Source organism: Bacillus sp. JJ1474, from assembly GCF_036965225.1.
GTDB lineage: Bacteria > Bacillota > Bacilli > Bacillales > Cytobacillaceae > Cytobacillus.
The window spans coordinates 1-14,107 of the sequence record NZ_JBALPC010000203.1 but is presented as its reverse complement, the minus strand read 5'-3'; the positions used below and the strand labels follow the sequence as shown (position 1 = coordinate 14,107).

Genomic DNA, 14,107 nt, shown 5'->3' with positions numbered 1-14,107 from the left:
TAACAAAAACAAATCCTGGACTATCAAAAGTAGTTGTAGGCTTAGGATGGGATGTAAATAAATATGACGGCGGCAATGATTTTGACCTGGACTCTTCCGTATTTCTGCTTGGAGATAATGGAAAAGTAGCATCTGATAGCGACTTTATATTTTATAACAATACGAATGGCGGAAATGGTTCTGTTGTACATACAGGTGATAACCGTACTGGTGCAGGTGATGGCGATGATGAACAGGTAAAAGTTAATTTAGCGAATGTTCCAGCTGATGTACAGCGTATTACGTTCACAATTACCATTCATGATGGAGAAGCTCGCAATCAAAACTTTGGACAGGTTTCCAATGCTTATGCTCGGATTTTAAGCGAAGATTCTGGCGAAGAGCTAATCCGCTATGATTTAGGGGAAGACTTCTCAATAGAAACGGCAATTGTTGTGGGTGAATTATACAGACATAATGGTGAATGGAAATTTAATGCAATTGGAAGTGGCTATCAGGGTGGCCTTGCTGCATTAGCAAAAGATTTCGGTTTACAAGTTGGATAAAAAGCGAAGCTGCTAGATCAGGTGCTTAAATAAAAATTCTATCGAATAAAATTTTCCATTGGATATGCTGGTAGTTCATTCCTTTTGTTAAAAGGCAGTATACTGCATATCCTTTGATACGATAAAATGTGAATTAACCTACAAACATAAATTAGACATTTTCGGGAGGAACAAACAAGAATGACGATATTAGAAGGTATATTAAACACTTATTCCCAGTTTTTTAATTGGGAAATGTGGGTTGAAGTTTTATCAAATCCAGTTAGCTGGGGATTAATAGGAACACTTGTTATTTTAGAAGGGCTTTTATCAGCAGATAATGCTCTAGTTCTTGCAGTAATGGTAAAGCATTTGCCGGAGAAACAACGTAAGAAAGCACTTTTTTATGGATTACTCGGGGCGTATGTTTTCCGCTTTATCGCAATCGGTATTGGCGTTTTCCTAATCAAGCTATGGTGGGTAAAAATATTAGGAGCCGGATATCTTGCTTGGTTAGCCATTAAATACTTTATTGATAAAAAGAAAGAAGCAGATGCAGATGAAGATGAAATTAAGGGAATGAACCAAAGCGGTTTATTAATTCGTCTCTTCGGAACATTCTGGGGAACTGTAGTTGCTGTTGAATTAATGGATATTGCCTTCTCTGTTGACAGTGTATTAGCTGCATTCGGGGTCAGCCAGGAAATCTGGGTATTATTATTAGGCGGTATGCTTGGCGTTTTAATGATGCGTGGGATCGCAGGCGTGTTCCTAAAGCTAATCGATCGAGTGCCAGAGTTAGAAACATCAGCTTATGTTCTTATCTTGATTATCTCTGTGAAGATGCTATTAGGTGTTGCAGGTATCCACATTGACCATATTTATTTCTTCATCATTTTACTTATTACATTTGCAGCTACGTTCGTTGTACATTTCATGAATAAAAAGAAAGCAGCAACTGGTGAATAATAGATTACTATATGATTTTTAGGGAACAGACAATTGTCCGCTCCCTTTCTTTTTACCTATTTTACTTTTGTTAATTTATTGGAAACGGAGCAAACAGGATGAGATTATTTACAAACCTTAGCGATATTCATTGCAATGAAATTTTTTATAAAAAGCCTCAAGAGTTTACAAGAAATTCAAGGAAAGACATCCTATCCAATGCGCTGGGGGCAACGCTCTATATGCCGTCAACCCGTCCAAATATTCATCAGGACTTACTAACAAAAAAACATTCAGGGTTGACCTCTATGGTTATTTGCTTAGAGGATGCAATTGGTGATGATGAAGTAGAACTAGCTGAGTCTATGCTTGTACAGGAACTAAGAAATTTAAAAGAAGATATGGAGAAAGGCCTTTTAATAGAGGATGACCTGCCATTAATGTTTATCCGTATTCGCAGTTATGAACAGCTTAAGCGATTAATGAATAGTATTCAAAAAGGTTTGGATTTATTAACGGGCATCGTCATACCGAAATTTTCTCCAGAAAAGGACAAGCTAGTTTTAGAGGAAATTAGAAGGCTTAATGATGCAGGCCATAGACTGTTTGCACTTCCGATATTAGAAACAAAAAAGGTCATTGAAAAAGAAACAAGACTAGATGAGCTAATGGCCATTAAATATTTGGTGGACCAATATGAGGATCTCATTCTCAATATTCGAATTGGGGCAACTGATTTTTGCGGATTATATGGCATTCGCAGAAATTCGGATACGACTGTTTATGATATAGCGGTTATTCGCGATTGCATCTCAGATATCGTTAATGTTTTCTTGCGCTCTGACCATCCATATGTTATATCCGGGCCTGTTTGGGAGTATTTCTCTTCAAAGGAAAGGATGTTAAAGCCACAGCTAAGACAGACACCTTTTCGCGAGAAATATGGGCAGGAAGGAATTCATTTTAGGTCAGAATTAATTGATAAACATATGGACGGGCTGATACGAGAAATATTGATGGATATTACAAACGGTTTGACAGGGAAAACGATCATACACCCTACCCATATAAGACCGGTACAGGCATTAAATACAGTATCATTTGAAGAATACCTTGACGCAAAAAATATTATCGATAAGGCTGATGGGAAGATCGGTGTTATGAAAAGTAAATTCTCTAATAAAATGAATGAGATTAAACCACATTACTATTGGGCGCAAAAAATTCTATTAAAATCTGAAGTTTACGGGGTGCTAAATGAAGAATACACTTACATCGACTTGCTCACCAACGAAATTTACGCTTCCGATCCTCAACCGGTTGAGCGTTGAAATTGAGATAACCGACAATCCATATCAGCTGCCAATCGATGAATTGTTTATTATGGCAGCGAGAATTAATAAAAAGAGATCCTTTTTATTTGTTAGCAAGGTTTTAGGAAAGCATATCCCTATTGAGCCTAGGATGGGAATGTTAACAGGGGCTTTGCTGGCAAATCGTTATTTAGAGAAGGTTACATTTGAAAAAGCGGGTTTAAGGGAAAAGCTAGTTTCCTTGTTTAATAATGGTTCAGATAGTTTTGCTGAACAGCCTTTTGTAGGTGAACATTTAAATCCAGTTATTATCGGTTTTGCAGAGACGGCAACTGCACTCGGACATGCCTTTTATCAATATTTCCAAAAAGCAGATTTCTTCCATACAACGAGGGAAAAGCTCGTAGGGTTAGAACCAGTTATAACCTTTGAGGAGGAGCATTCCCATGCCACCTCACACCGTTGTTATATCGATGAATCACTATTAAATAATCAGCGGGAGGTTATATTAGTCGATGATGAAATGACAACGGGAAAAACGGCCATAAACATTATTCGCTCCATTCAAAAACAGTTTCCACGAGATAAGTATACAGTTGTGTCTATTTTGGATTGGCGTTCTGAGGAGGACCAGCTTTTATACAAGGGGCTTGAAGAGGAGCTTAAAATCACGATTCAATCAGTAAGTTTGCTTAAAGGGTTTATGAAGGCGATTGGTTCACCGGATATTGAATGTCGAACACCTTCACCATCAAGCGTTGCTTCCGTTTCCCAAACGGTGGAAAAGATTGTGCTTCATGATATCTTCCCAGAACATACTACCGCTATCCACTATTCATCTATTTCATTAGAAGGGAAAATAAAGAGCATTCCTTATGTAAAAGAAACAGGCAGATTCGGAATAAATTCTGTGACAAATCATGATTGGAATCAGTCAATGGAGGAAGTGGGAAGGTATTTAAAAAATCATAGACTAGGGGAAAGAACACTTTGCCTTGGAACAGGCGAATTTATTTATATGCCGATGATAATCGCCTCGTACATGGGAAATGGTGTCAGCTATCAGTCTTCTACTAGAAGCCCTATATACGTTGAAAATCGTCAATCGTATGGAGCAGCATTTGGTCTATCATTCCCTAATCCAGAAGATTGGAAAGTCGACCAATTTGTTTATAATATCCCCCCAAATGAATACGATGATCTGTTTGTGTTTTTTGAAAGAGCGGTATCGGAGGAAGAACTGCAGCCATTCCTTAATGAATTGAAAAAGACAAACATTAGAGACATAAAAATAGTATTCTTTAATGGAGGTTTACGAGATGAATAGTTCAATAAATAATATAACAAAATTTGGATCTTATGCTGAAAATGACGTGATTTTTCTTTTGAAGGATCTAAGCCATTTTCAGTTGGAGGGTTCGATTGATAATCGGGAAAAGCAAATTCAGTTAGGACAGCATTATAGCGAAACTTTACCGGTTGAATATCAGCCACCAGACTATTATATAGAATTATTTCGCGAAACATTGCTCGAATATAAGCAAAAAGTCGCTTTATGCACGGGGATCGTTGCGGAACAAATTTACAAGTTAAAAGGAGAAAATACTGTGCTAGTTTCCTTGGCACGGGCCGGTACTCCGATCGGGATCTTAATCAAACGTTATATTCAGGGAAGATATCATGCAAATTTACCTCATTATAGTGTTTCTATCATTCGCGATAAAGGTTTGGACGAAAATGCAATTCAATATATTTTAGATAAACATCCGGGAAAAACAATTCAATTTATCGATGGATGGACAGGTAAAGGTGCAATTTCGATTGAATTAATAAAGGCTTGTAAGGATATTTCAGAGAAATATGGTGTTGCGCTTGATGATAGCCTCGCTGTACTTGCAGATCCTGGACATTGTACGACTCTTTATGGAACTAGAGAGGATTTCTTAATTCCTAGTGCCTGTTTAAACTCAACAGTATCTGGATTGATAAGCCGCACAGTCCTAAATAAAGAACTTATTGGACCTAATGATTTTCATGGGGCAAAATATTATCAGGATTTAGCTGGTTCTGATGTTTCCAATGAGTATTTAGATGTAATTACGAATGAATTTCCTGCTATTTATGAGGAAGCTGCTAAATCTGCGGCTTACCTGCTTGAGTCCCATGAAAAGGCAACATTTCAAGGTATGCAAGATGTGAAAAAAATAAAAGAAGAATATAATATTGAGAATACAAATTATATTAAACCGGGTGTTGGAGAAACGACAAGGGTTTTACTAAGAAGAGTGCCATGGAAAATTCTCATGAAGGATATGGAAAGTCCATATGTCAGACATATATTAATGCTTGCTAAAGAAAGAAATGTTGAAGTTTTACATTATCCGGAGATGAGCTATACATGCTGCGGATTAATTAAAAAGGTAGGAATGAAATAATGAAAATGTTTGCATCAGATTTAGATCGTACACTTATTTATTCAAAGCGGGCTCTGACAGACTTTAAACAAACAGAAGTGAATGATCTTATCGGAGTGGAGAAAAAAGCAGATCGGGAAGTTGCGTTTATGACAAGAAGGTCTGCAGAAGCTCTTCGCCAAATTGCAGACCATATTTTGTTTGTCCCTGTAACGACTAGAACATGGGATCAATTTAATCGAATCTTTATATTTTCGACCTGCATTCCACTAACATATGCAATTACGTCAAATGGTGCCAATATCATTTATAAGGGGGACCCCCTAATTGAATGGCAAAGATTAGTTCAGGAGCGTCTGAAAACTGAATGCAAACCCATTAAAGAAATGGAAGAAGATTTGCGGGAATTAAATATACCGGGAACGATAAAAAGGGCCGAAGGATTATTCTTTTACTATATTCTTGAAGAAAACTTGAGCCTGGAAGCAATCATGATCGTGAAACATAAGGCGGCTGAAGCTGGCTGGAGAGTTTCAATACAGGGAAGAAAGCTCTATTTTATGCCAAATCCAATAAGCAAAGGCGAGGCTGTTAAGTTTATTAAAGAGCGTGAGGGAATCTTAACTGTTTATGGGGCTGGTGATTCACTGCTTGATCATGATTTTTTAAAAGATTGTGATTTTCCATTTGTTCCATCTCATGGGGAATTGGCCAATGAGAATATTGAGGATGCTCATTATATGTTAACTAATAAAAGAGGAGTAATGGCTGGGGAAGAGATTTTATCAAAAATATTTAGGAATATAACAGATGTAACGATTAGCGGCTAATCCCCAAGCCACTTTCTTAAAATTAAGAATAGGCCTCCTCCAAACATGTATGAAGTAAAAAAGATAATAGAACCCCATACTAATGAGAAATGCAGAGACATTGTCATAAATGTAATCAGTAAGGACCAAAAAAATAAATCTACTAATACAAAATATCCCGAACCCAAAACTGTTTCAACGGGCTCTAAATCTGATTCTTGTAAATGGTATTTCGCCCTTCTAAATAGGAACCTCATTTTATTCACCTTCTATAATTCAACGTACTTAAACATATGCAGGGACGAGAAAAAGGGTGAAAGATTGAAAATAGAAGAATTTCATTCGAAGTTTTTTTGGAATATTGATGGAATCGTTTTAGAAAACTTCTTCAGGTGTGATATGATGGTAATAACTTTACATATTCATATTTTTTTCTGCTTTTAGAAAAATTTATACATGCTATTACCATCTTTCGCTTGCAAAGGGAAGGGAAAATAAAATGAATCATTCTTATAATCAAATAAAAACGAATTTATTGCCAGTATCTAATGATAATTGGTTGAGTACTTTGAAAAAGCCATTGAGGGAAAGGCCGCAATTTTCTATTGAGCAAGGCACCATTCATTTAGGTCAAGTGGTTGCCCGCTTTTTAGGTGTTCCTTTAGATGAAGATGAGTATTATAATCGTCTTTATGATCTAATCCATACAGAGCAGGCTGACCTCATATTAATTAGCGAAGAGGCACTTGATAAATCAATCGATAATCATCACTTTCAAGCCATCCAAAAGGTGTTAAATATTAATAGGGATCAAAAGCTATCCATTAATCGATTTGTGGCATTCCTTGACGGTGAACAGCTATTATTAAAATCCAATATCCCCTCTTTGCATCGGAAAACAAGGGAAGCGATGATTTCGACATTGCAGCTGTTTTCAACAGTGGAGCCAGAGGGGTTAAACAGTCAAGAATTGAGAAGGGTCCTTGTCGATGTTATTAAATGGACATTTAACCATCTTGGACAAAATTGGAACCATATCGATCTGGAAAAAGCGATGCCGAAATTTTTATGGTATGGAGAAACGAATAATAGCCATAAATACTTCCTTTTTTATTTAATGAATTTAGGGTGTGATCTTGTATCTTTCTCGCCATCAGGGAGTGATTGGCTTGCTGGTTGGAATGAGGGGTTAGAAGGAACCTTTGTTTACAGCTATCCTGAGAGAAAGGACCCGGAGCGATTTCCAACTGAAAAGAGCAGACGCTCGGCTACTGTTGCCTACCGGGCTTCAAGAGAGATTGAGTCTATATTAAACCATGAAGGGTCTGGTCTTTATAAGCCATGGCAGCTCCGAGATTATACGCCTTTATCTGTCACGTTGAAAACAACATACGATGAGCTTTTTATTTTAATTAAAGAAAAGGCAATGGTACGGCCAAATTTTGAAGTGAAAAACGGACAAGTCAAAATTCCTTCTATTTTTGCTAAAGTACAAGGTGTAAGCAAAAATCGGAAGGAGTATTGGGACCGCTTACAATTAATATCAGAGTACGATTATAGTCTTTTAATTAGAAGATTCCCATTTACAAATAATGTGAACAATGATTTTCGATTTCATTATCGCAATGCCCTCGGTAAAGATGGGTTGCTTGATCCTCATAAAATGGTGACGGCGCACTACTGGAAATACCAGCACTTGCCAACCGGACTTCAAAATGGAATAGCAACAGCCATTCGAAATATATGTGCACGTCCATATATTAAACCAATCTATCACGAAAATATCGAGGAATTGAAAACCTACTTATTTTCACAAGGCATGCAGATTCCAGCAAGTGTTTTGCAGCTGCTCCAAAAATTTGACTATTCACAGGATGTACCGAAGCTCATTCTCTATAACAATGAACTCAATGGAACAATGACAAGGACAGATGCAGCATTGTTATTGCTGCTAAATCAATTTGGAATTGACATTGTCCTTTACAATCCGCCAGGACATAATGATTTAGAAAACTTTATAGAGGATGGAATATATGATGTGCATTGGCTGGAGGATGTTGTATTTGAACAGGAGTTTAAAGAACCTTCCATATTAAAAAAGGTAAGAGGAATATTTAAAAATTTAAGGGGAGACTGATGTCATGAATCAATTGCAGCAGACAAATCTAGATCTTACTTTGAATAAAACGCAAGAGGATAAACTTACAGAAGCATCAGCATCGGAAATTAAACTAGCTCTTAGAAATGACCCTGAGGTGCAAAACTTAGCACGGTCTATTGATGAGAGAGATCAAATCCAAATTCTTGAATTTGGTAAAGAGCCAGCTACTCAAATTTCACGTTTCTCTGATCAAATATTAAGTAATATGAGATCCACAAAAGTTGAGGACTCTGGGGAATTATTAAAGCAGCTTGGCAGAATTATGGATAAGTTTGATAAGAAAGACTTTGAAAAGACATCTGGAGGGTTATTCGGTAAGCTCTTCAAAAAAGGCGAAAAGCTTATTGATAAGCTCTTTGGGAAATACCAGACGATGGGCCAAGAAATTGATAAAGTATATGTGGAAATATCAAAATATCAAGGTGAAATGGTCGACTCTACTACAATGCTTGATCAAATGTACGAGCAAAACTATCAATACTATTTAACATTGGAAAAATACGCGGTAGCAGGACAAATGAAGATTGACGAGCTTAAAGCGAATCAGCTTCCTCAGCTTGAAGCACGAACGGCTGCAGGAGATCAAATGGCTTCCATGCAGCTAGATACATTGAGAAATGCCATTGACCTTATGGAACAAAGAGTATACGACTTGGAAATGGCGAAAATGGTATCACTTCAAACAGCACCGCAAATTCGTTTATTACAAAGAGGAAACACAAAGCTCATTGGAAAGATTAATTCCGCTTTTGTTACAACGATTCCAATCTTTAAAAACGGCTTGATACAAGCGGTTGCTGCCAAACGTCAAAAGCTAGTAGCCGATTCCATGAATGAGCTTGATAGAAGAACAAATGAAATGCTCCTTCGCAATGCCCAAAATATTTCCTCGCAAAGCGCAGATATTGCTAGACTTGCTGGGGCACCAAGCATTAAGATTGAAACGATAGAGGAATCCTGGAATATTATTATTAAGGGAATGCAGGAAACAAAAGCAATCGAAGAAGAAAACAAACGTATGCGTGCAGAAGGTACAAGAAGATTAGAACAGCTACAGGATAATTTTAAAAAAATTAAGCACCAAGGAAGCTAACCAAAAAGCATTCCCCCTTACTTGTGCAGCATGAAAAAGCTAAAATAAATGAAGAAGACAAAGATCTAAAGGATCAAAAATTTAATGAGGTGAAAACATGGCTATTAATTTACAAAAAGGTCAAAGAGTCGATTTAACAAAAGGAAATCCAGGATTATCAAAAATTATGGTAGGACTTGGCTGGGATCCAGTACAAAGCCGCGGCGGTGGATTATTAGGATCACTATTCGGTGGTGGTGGCGGAGCAAATATCGACTGTGATGCGTCCGTAATCATGTTAGGTGAAAATGATAAAATTAGAAATAACAGTGATGTCATTTACTTTGGTAATTTAAAAAGCAATGACGGAAGTGTACAGCATACAGGTGATAACTTGACAGGTGACGGAGATGGAGATGATGAGCAGATCTTAATCGATTTAAGCCGTGTTCCAGCACAAGTTCATAAACTTGTATTCGTTGTTAATATTTATGACTGTGTAAAACGTAAACAGCATTTTGGGATGATCCAAAACGCGTTCATTCGCATTGTGAATTCTGCAAATGGTCAAGAAATGATTCATTACAATTTGACAGATGATTATAGCGGCAAAACATGCTTAGTTGTTGGTGAAATTTACCGTCACGGTGCAGATTGGAAATTTGCAGCAGTCGGAACAGGCACTTCCTCACCAGGCTTAGCTGATGTTGTTCGTTCCTATACTTAAGTAAATTTGGTTAACGAGCTCTGGCAAATTTGTCAGGGCTTTTTCATATTTTCGACTATTTGAAAAGGAATTTCCAAATTTTCGCTAGACTGCGATTATATAATGCTATTTTTTCATATGGTATAATTTAAATAAAATATATTTTAGAGAGTTTAGAAGTTTTCCTTAGTGCTGCGGGAGGGGGAGTCTACGATGAAAAGAATAGTGGCATTGTGTATATTAACGACTCTTACCCTTACTTTAATGGGCAGTTCGCAAGCAGCAATGGGCGGTATTCAACTGAAGAATTACCCGCACAATTCTCTTCTTCACCAATCCCTAGTTCTCCAATCTCCAAGTTTAATCGGAAGTATTATTATCCTTCCGTTTGATCCTTTCGATGAGCTTAAAGCAGCTGAGATTATCGAAAGGGTTGACCATTTACCTTATTTTCTATTGAAAAAAATAGCCAAAGAAGATATTAAACTTAAGCTCTTTGTCGGCAAATTAACGGACAATCCAACGGCACAGTATTTATCCGGGATGATTCCGAGGGGGTACAAAAGTCAAACTACTTGGGATGATGTTCCAGGAATAGGCGGGTCAAAAACTGTTTTAGTTAAGATAGGTTTTAGCGAAAAAGGAAAGGGGCACGGTTCTGTGAATTTAGAGCTGCATGAGCTTGCCCATTCGATTGATAAATATGTTTATAACAGTATTCGCTACAATCAAAAATTTCTTTCTGTCTGGAAGCTTGAAAGTGCAAAAATATTTCCTAATCAAGACTATTTTTTAACATTTCCAGAGGAGTATTTTGCAGAAGCCTTTGCTTATTATTATCTGGATAGCGATACAAATGAACTATTAAAAGATAAAGCACCGGAAACCTATCATTTTATCAAAAATTTAAATTAGGAAAAAATGTTGGTTTGTTATAGAATAATAACCATGTACGAATAGAAAAGGTTGGATGTAAATGAAACAATATTTAGAGCTTTGCAGGCACGTGCTCGAACATGGAGTCAAAAAAGAAGACAGAACGGGAACAGGGACAATCAGTACATTTGGCTATCAAATGCGCTTTAATCTTCAGGAAGGGTTCCCGGTCATAACAACAAAAAAACTGCACTTAAAATCCATTATTCATGAGTTGCTCTGGTTTTTACAAGGGGATACAAATATTAAATATCTCCAGGATAACGGGGTTAGAATTTGGAATGAATGGGCCGATGAGGAAGGCAATTTAGGACCTGTCTACGGTCATCAATGGAGATCATGGACAGGAGCAGACGGCAATACAATAGATCAGATCAGCGAATTAATTCATCTATTAAAGACAAATCCTGATTCTAGACGGATGATTGTGAATGCATGGAATGTTGGAGATATTGAGAAGATGGCGCTTCCTCCGTGCCATTGCATGTTCCAATTCTATGTAGCTGACGGGAAACTATCTTGTCAGCTTTACCAAAGATCAGCCGATGTGTTCTTAGGGGTGCCATTTAATATCGCTTCCTATGCCCTTCTCACCCTCATGATTGCACAGGTTTGTGACTTGGAGCCAGGAGAATTCATTCATACCTTTGGGGACACTCATATTTATTTAAATCATTTAGATCAAGTGAAACTGCAGCTAACCCGCCAGCCAATGGCATTGCCGAAAATGAAAATCAATCCTGAAGCGAAGGATATTTTCTCATTTAAGTTTGAGGATTTTGAATTAGTCAATTATGAGGCCCATCCTCATATTAAGGGGGAGGTAAGTGTATGATTTCTTTAATATGGGCAATGGACGAGAATCAAGTCATCGGCAAGAATAATCAGCTGCCATGGCATCTTCCAGAAGACTTGAAATTCTTCAAAAGGACAACAATAGGACATCCGATTGCGATGGGGAGAAAAACGATGGATTCAATTGGAAAGCCACTTCCCGGAAGAGAGAATATTGTAATAACACGTAACCATGATTTCACAAAAGAAGGCGTTACGATATTCCACTCAGTTGAAGAATTTATTCAATATAGCAATAAAAAGGAAGAAGAAATATTTGTGATTGGCGGTGCTGAAATATTTAAAGTATTTCTTCCCGTTGCAGATCGTCTTTATATAACCCGGATTCACGAACAATTTGAAGGGGATACGTTTTTTCCAGAACTGAAGATGGTTGAATGGAAGCTCCTTACGAAGGAAAAGGGCATTAAGGATGAGAAAAATCCATATGACTACGAATTTGAAATTTATGATAGAAAATAGAAAAGACTCCTACGTGGAGTCTTTTTTTAAACTAACCATTAGGGTTGACTAAATAGTCCGTCAACTTTTTGACCATTGCCTGAAATTCCGTAGGGTCACAAAACTCATCAGCAGAGAAATTACTCTTAACCCATTGAATGAGCTCGTGGGGAGTATTGAAAAATTCCCCGCTTGAATCACTTTTCCTTATCATGTACCGCCCGTTATCCTCATCTAATGTTACTTCTACAGGCAATGCACAATCAAGACTGCATAATGAAAACTCCATTTGCCCCACCCCCTATTAATCATACAAAATTATCGTTTCATCTAAACATTTCAGCTAATCAGTGACAATCGATTTCTTCCTAATATTAGAAAAATTCACTTTGCATATTATATGATAAATTCTTAGATTGCTATTCAATTAATATCGGAAAAATAAAAAAATTTAATTTATATGGGTTGAAATCAAGTATACAAGTGGTATAATAGAAAAATTAAATCGAAATAAGTGAGGGTGACAATATGGAACAGAAAGTTTTAAAGAAAAAATGGGTGCAACTGGAGGATATTCTTATTGCATACCAACAACTGAAGGATATCGTCGCCCATACCCCGTTGCAAAGAAATGAGCGTCTTTCTGAAAAATATGAGTGTAATGTGTTTTTGAAAAGGGAAGATTTGCAGCATATCCGATCATTTAAGCTTAGAGGTGCTTATTATTCAGTTAAGTCATTGGGTGAAGAAGAAATAAAAAATGGCGTTGTGTGTGCAAGTGCGGGCAATCATGCTCAAGGTGTAGCATACGCATGCAGACATCTAGGTGTTCAAGGGAAAATATTTATGCCGACTACGACACCGCGTCAAAAGGTAAGCCAGGTTGAAATGTTCGGCCGCGGCTTTGTTGATATTATATTAGTTGGTGATACATTTGATGATTCTTATGCTGAAGCCAATAAATGTGCTGAAGAAGAAAATCGGACCTTTATCCATCCTTTTGACGATGAAAGGGTCATATCAGGACAAGGGACCGTGGCAGTTGAAATATTGAATGACAGTGAGGAGCCAATCGATTTTGTCTTCGCTAGTATTGGCGGGGGCGGATTAATGTCAGGGCTAAGTACTTACATAAAAAGTATTTCCCCCAAGACAAAAATGATTGGTGTTGAGCCTGAAGGTGCAGCATCGATGAACGAATCCATAAAAAATAAAACTGTAACTCTACTAGAAGAAATTGATAAATTTGTTGACGGAGCTGCAGTCAAAGGTGTCGGAGAAAAAACTTTTGACATTTGCGAAGAATTTGTTGATGATATTTTACTCGTGCCTGAAGGGAAAGTATGTACAACGATCCTGGAATTATATAATGAACATGCGATTATTGCAGAGCCTGCAGGTGCTTTGCCAATTGCTTCACTTGATTTTTATAAAGAGAAAATTAAAGGGAAGAATATTGTTTGTGTGATTAGCGGGGGTAATAATGATTTCGGCAGAATGCAGGAAATGAAGGAAAGATCCCTCTTGTATGAAGGACTTTTATATTACTTTATTGTTAATTTTCCTCAGCGTGCTGGTGCATTACGCGAGTTCCTTGATGAAGTGCTTGGACCTAATGATGATATCACAAGATTTGAATATACAAAAAAGAATAATAAGGATAATGGTCCGGCTTTAGTAGGAATTGAGCTGCAGAATAAAGAGGATTACCCTGGTTTAATCCAACGAATGAATAAAAAAGGATTTGCCTATACAGACATTAATAAAGACAGTAATCTTTTCCATTTACTTGTTTAAAATAGCATCCGATATTATAATGAAAATGGTACAGCTTATTATAGTGACAAGAAGGTAAAGCGTTTTGTGAACTAAATATGAACTTTCTTGATCTTTTACCACAAGCGTTGTTAAAAGCACTATAATTGAAT

14 protein-coding genes are annotated in these 14,107 nt (G+C 37.1%); 13 read left to right on the top strand and 1 reads right to left on the bottom strand.

Annotation, left to right across the window (positions count from 1 at the left end):
- From V7164_RS21660 to V7164_RS21605, 12 genes are all read left to right on the top strand, one after another.
- Positions 1 to 545, top strand: a 545-nt coding sequence (locus V7164_RS21660) for a TerD family protein (protein WP_335355211.1), incomplete at its 5' end; no start/stop codon positions are given.
- A 180-nt stretch (positions 546 to 725) separates the two neighbouring features.
- The gene (locus V7164_RS21655; RefSeq protein ID WP_335355210.1) at positions 726 to 1,493 is read left to right on the top strand and encodes a TerC family protein; all 768 of its coding nucleotides are present in this window, start codon (positions 726 to 728) and stop codon (positions 1,491 to 1,493) included.
- Positions 1,494 to 1,591: 98 nt separating this feature from the next.
- Entirely contained in the window at positions 1,592 to 2,803 is a 1,212-nt protein-coding gene (locus tag V7164_RS21650) for an HpcH/HpaI aldolase/citrate lyase family protein (RefSeq protein WP_335355209.1), read from the top strand.
- Entirely contained in the window at positions 2,730 to 4,112 is a 1,383-nt protein-coding gene (locus tag V7164_RS21645; protein WP_335355208.1) for a phosphoribosyltransferase family protein, read from the top strand. The genes V7164_RS21650 and V7164_RS21645 overlap by 74 nt, the downstream gene beginning before the upstream one ends.
- Positions 4,105 to 5,220, top strand: coding sequence for a cysteine protease StiP family protein (locus V7164_RS21640; RefSeq protein WP_335355207.1), 1,116 nt, complete (start codon positions 4,105 to 4,107; stop codon positions 5,218 to 5,220). The genes V7164_RS21645 and V7164_RS21640 overlap by 8 nt, the downstream gene beginning before the upstream one ends.
- On the top strand, positions 5,220 to 6,029 hold the full coding sequence (locus V7164_RS21635) for an HAD family hydrolase (RefSeq protein ID WP_335355206.1): 810 nt from the start codon (positions 5,220 to 5,222) through the stop codon (positions 6,027 to 6,029). Before V7164_RS21640 ends, V7164_RS21635 begins: the two co-directional genes overlap by 1 nt.
- 478 nt (positions 6,030 to 6,507) lie before the next feature.
- On the top strand, positions 6,508 to 8,145 hold the full coding sequence (locus tag V7164_RS21630) for a YceG family protein (RefSeq protein ID WP_335346293.1): 1,638 nt from the start codon (positions 6,508 to 6,510) through the stop codon (positions 8,143 to 8,145).
- Between the two features lie 4 nt (positions 8,146 to 8,149).
- On the top strand, positions 8,150 to 9,262 hold the full coding sequence (locus V7164_RS21625; protein ID WP_335346292.1) for a toxic anion resistance protein: 1,113 nt from the start codon (positions 8,150 to 8,152) through the stop codon (positions 9,260 to 9,262).
- A 97-nt stretch (positions 9,263 to 9,359) separates the two neighbouring features.
- Positions 9,360 to 9,968: a TerD family protein gene (locus V7164_RS21620; protein ID WP_335346291.1), complete on the top strand. Its 609-nt coding sequence runs from the start codon at positions 9,360 to 9,362 to the stop codon at positions 9,966 to 9,968.
- Between the two features lie 192 nt (positions 9,969 to 10,160).
- Positions 10,161 to 10,862, top strand: a complete 702-nt coding sequence (locus V7164_RS21615) for an anthrax toxin lethal factor-related metalloendopeptidase (protein WP_335355205.1) — start codon at positions 10,161 to 10,163, stop codon at positions 10,860 to 10,862.
- A gap of 61 nt (positions 10,863 to 10,923) precedes the next feature.
- Positions 10,924 to 11,718, top strand: a complete 795-nt coding sequence (locus V7164_RS21610; protein ID WP_335348499.1) for a thymidylate synthase — start codon at positions 10,924 to 10,926, stop codon at positions 11,716 to 11,718.
- Positions 11,715 to 12,200 (top strand): dihydrofolate reductase, encoded by a 486-nt coding sequence (locus V7164_RS21605; protein WP_335348498.1) that lies wholly within the window; start codon positions 11,715 to 11,717, stop codon positions 12,198 to 12,200. Before V7164_RS21610 ends, V7164_RS21605 begins: the two co-directional genes overlap by 4 nt.
- 31 nt (positions 12,201 to 12,231) lie before the next feature.
- Here V7164_RS21605 and V7164_RS21600 read toward each other — a convergent pair whose 3' ends face one another.
- On the bottom strand, positions 12,232 to 12,468 hold the full coding sequence (locus V7164_RS21600) for a hypothetical protein (protein ID WP_335348497.1): 237 nt from the start codon (positions 12,466 to 12,468) through the stop codon (positions 12,232 to 12,234).
- 239 nt (positions 12,469 to 12,707) lie between these two features.
- Here V7164_RS21600 and ilvA point away from each other — a divergent pair, with 239 nt between their 5' ends.
- On the top strand, positions 12,708 to 13,976 hold the full coding sequence (gene ilvA / locus V7164_RS21595; protein WP_335355204.1) for a threonine ammonia-lyase IlvA: 1,269 nt from the start codon (positions 12,708 to 12,710) through the stop codon (positions 13,974 to 13,976).
- Positions 13,977 to 14,107: the final 131 nt, after the last annotated feature.

Coding starts and splice junctions, on each gene's coding strand:
- V7164_RS21615 (WP_335355205.1), top strand. CDS start 10,161: ATGAAAAGAATAGTGGCATTGTGTATATTAACGACTCTTACCCTTACT.
- V7164_RS21605 (WP_335348498.1), top strand. CDS start 11,715: ATGATTTCTTTAATATGGGCAATGGACGAGAATCAAGTCATCGGCAAG.
- V7164_RS21610 (WP_335348499.1), top strand. CDS start 10,924: ATGAAACAATATTTAGAGCTTTGCAGGCACGTGCTCGAACATGGAGTC.
- V7164_RS21645 (WP_335355208.1), top strand. CDS start 2,730: ATGAAGAATACACTTACATCGACTTGCTCACCAACGAAATTTACGCTT.
- V7164_RS21600 (WP_335348497.1), bottom strand. CDS start 12,468: ATGGAGTTTTCATTATGCAGTCTTGATTGTGCATTGCCTGTAGAAGTA.
- V7164_RS21620 (WP_335346291.1), top strand. CDS start 9,360: ATGGCTATTAATTTACAAAAAGGTCAAAGAGTCGATTTAACAAAAGGA.
- V7164_RS21630 (WP_335346293.1), top strand. CDS start 6,508: ATGAATCATTCTTATAATCAAATAAAAACGAATTTATTGCCAGTATCT.
- V7164_RS21640 (WP_335355207.1), top strand. CDS start 4,105: ATGAATAGTTCAATAAATAATATAACAAAATTTGGATCTTATGCTGAA.
- V7164_RS21655 (WP_335355210.1), top strand. CDS start 726: ATGACGATATTAGAAGGTATATTAAACACTTATTCCCAGTTTTTTAAT.
- V7164_RS21635 (WP_335355206.1), top strand. CDS start 5,220: ATGAAAATGTTTGCATCAGATTTAGATCGTACACTTATTTATTCAAAG.
- ilvA (WP_335355204.1), top strand. CDS start 12,708: ATGGAACAGAAAGTTTTAAAGAAAAAATGGGTGCAACTGGAGGATATT.
- V7164_RS21625 (WP_335346292.1), top strand. CDS start 8,150: ATGAATCAATTGCAGCAGACAAATCTAGATCTTACTTTGAATAAAACG.
- V7164_RS21650 (WP_335355209.1), top strand. CDS start 1,592: ATGAGATTATTTACAAACCTTAGCGATATTCATTGCAATGAAATTTTT.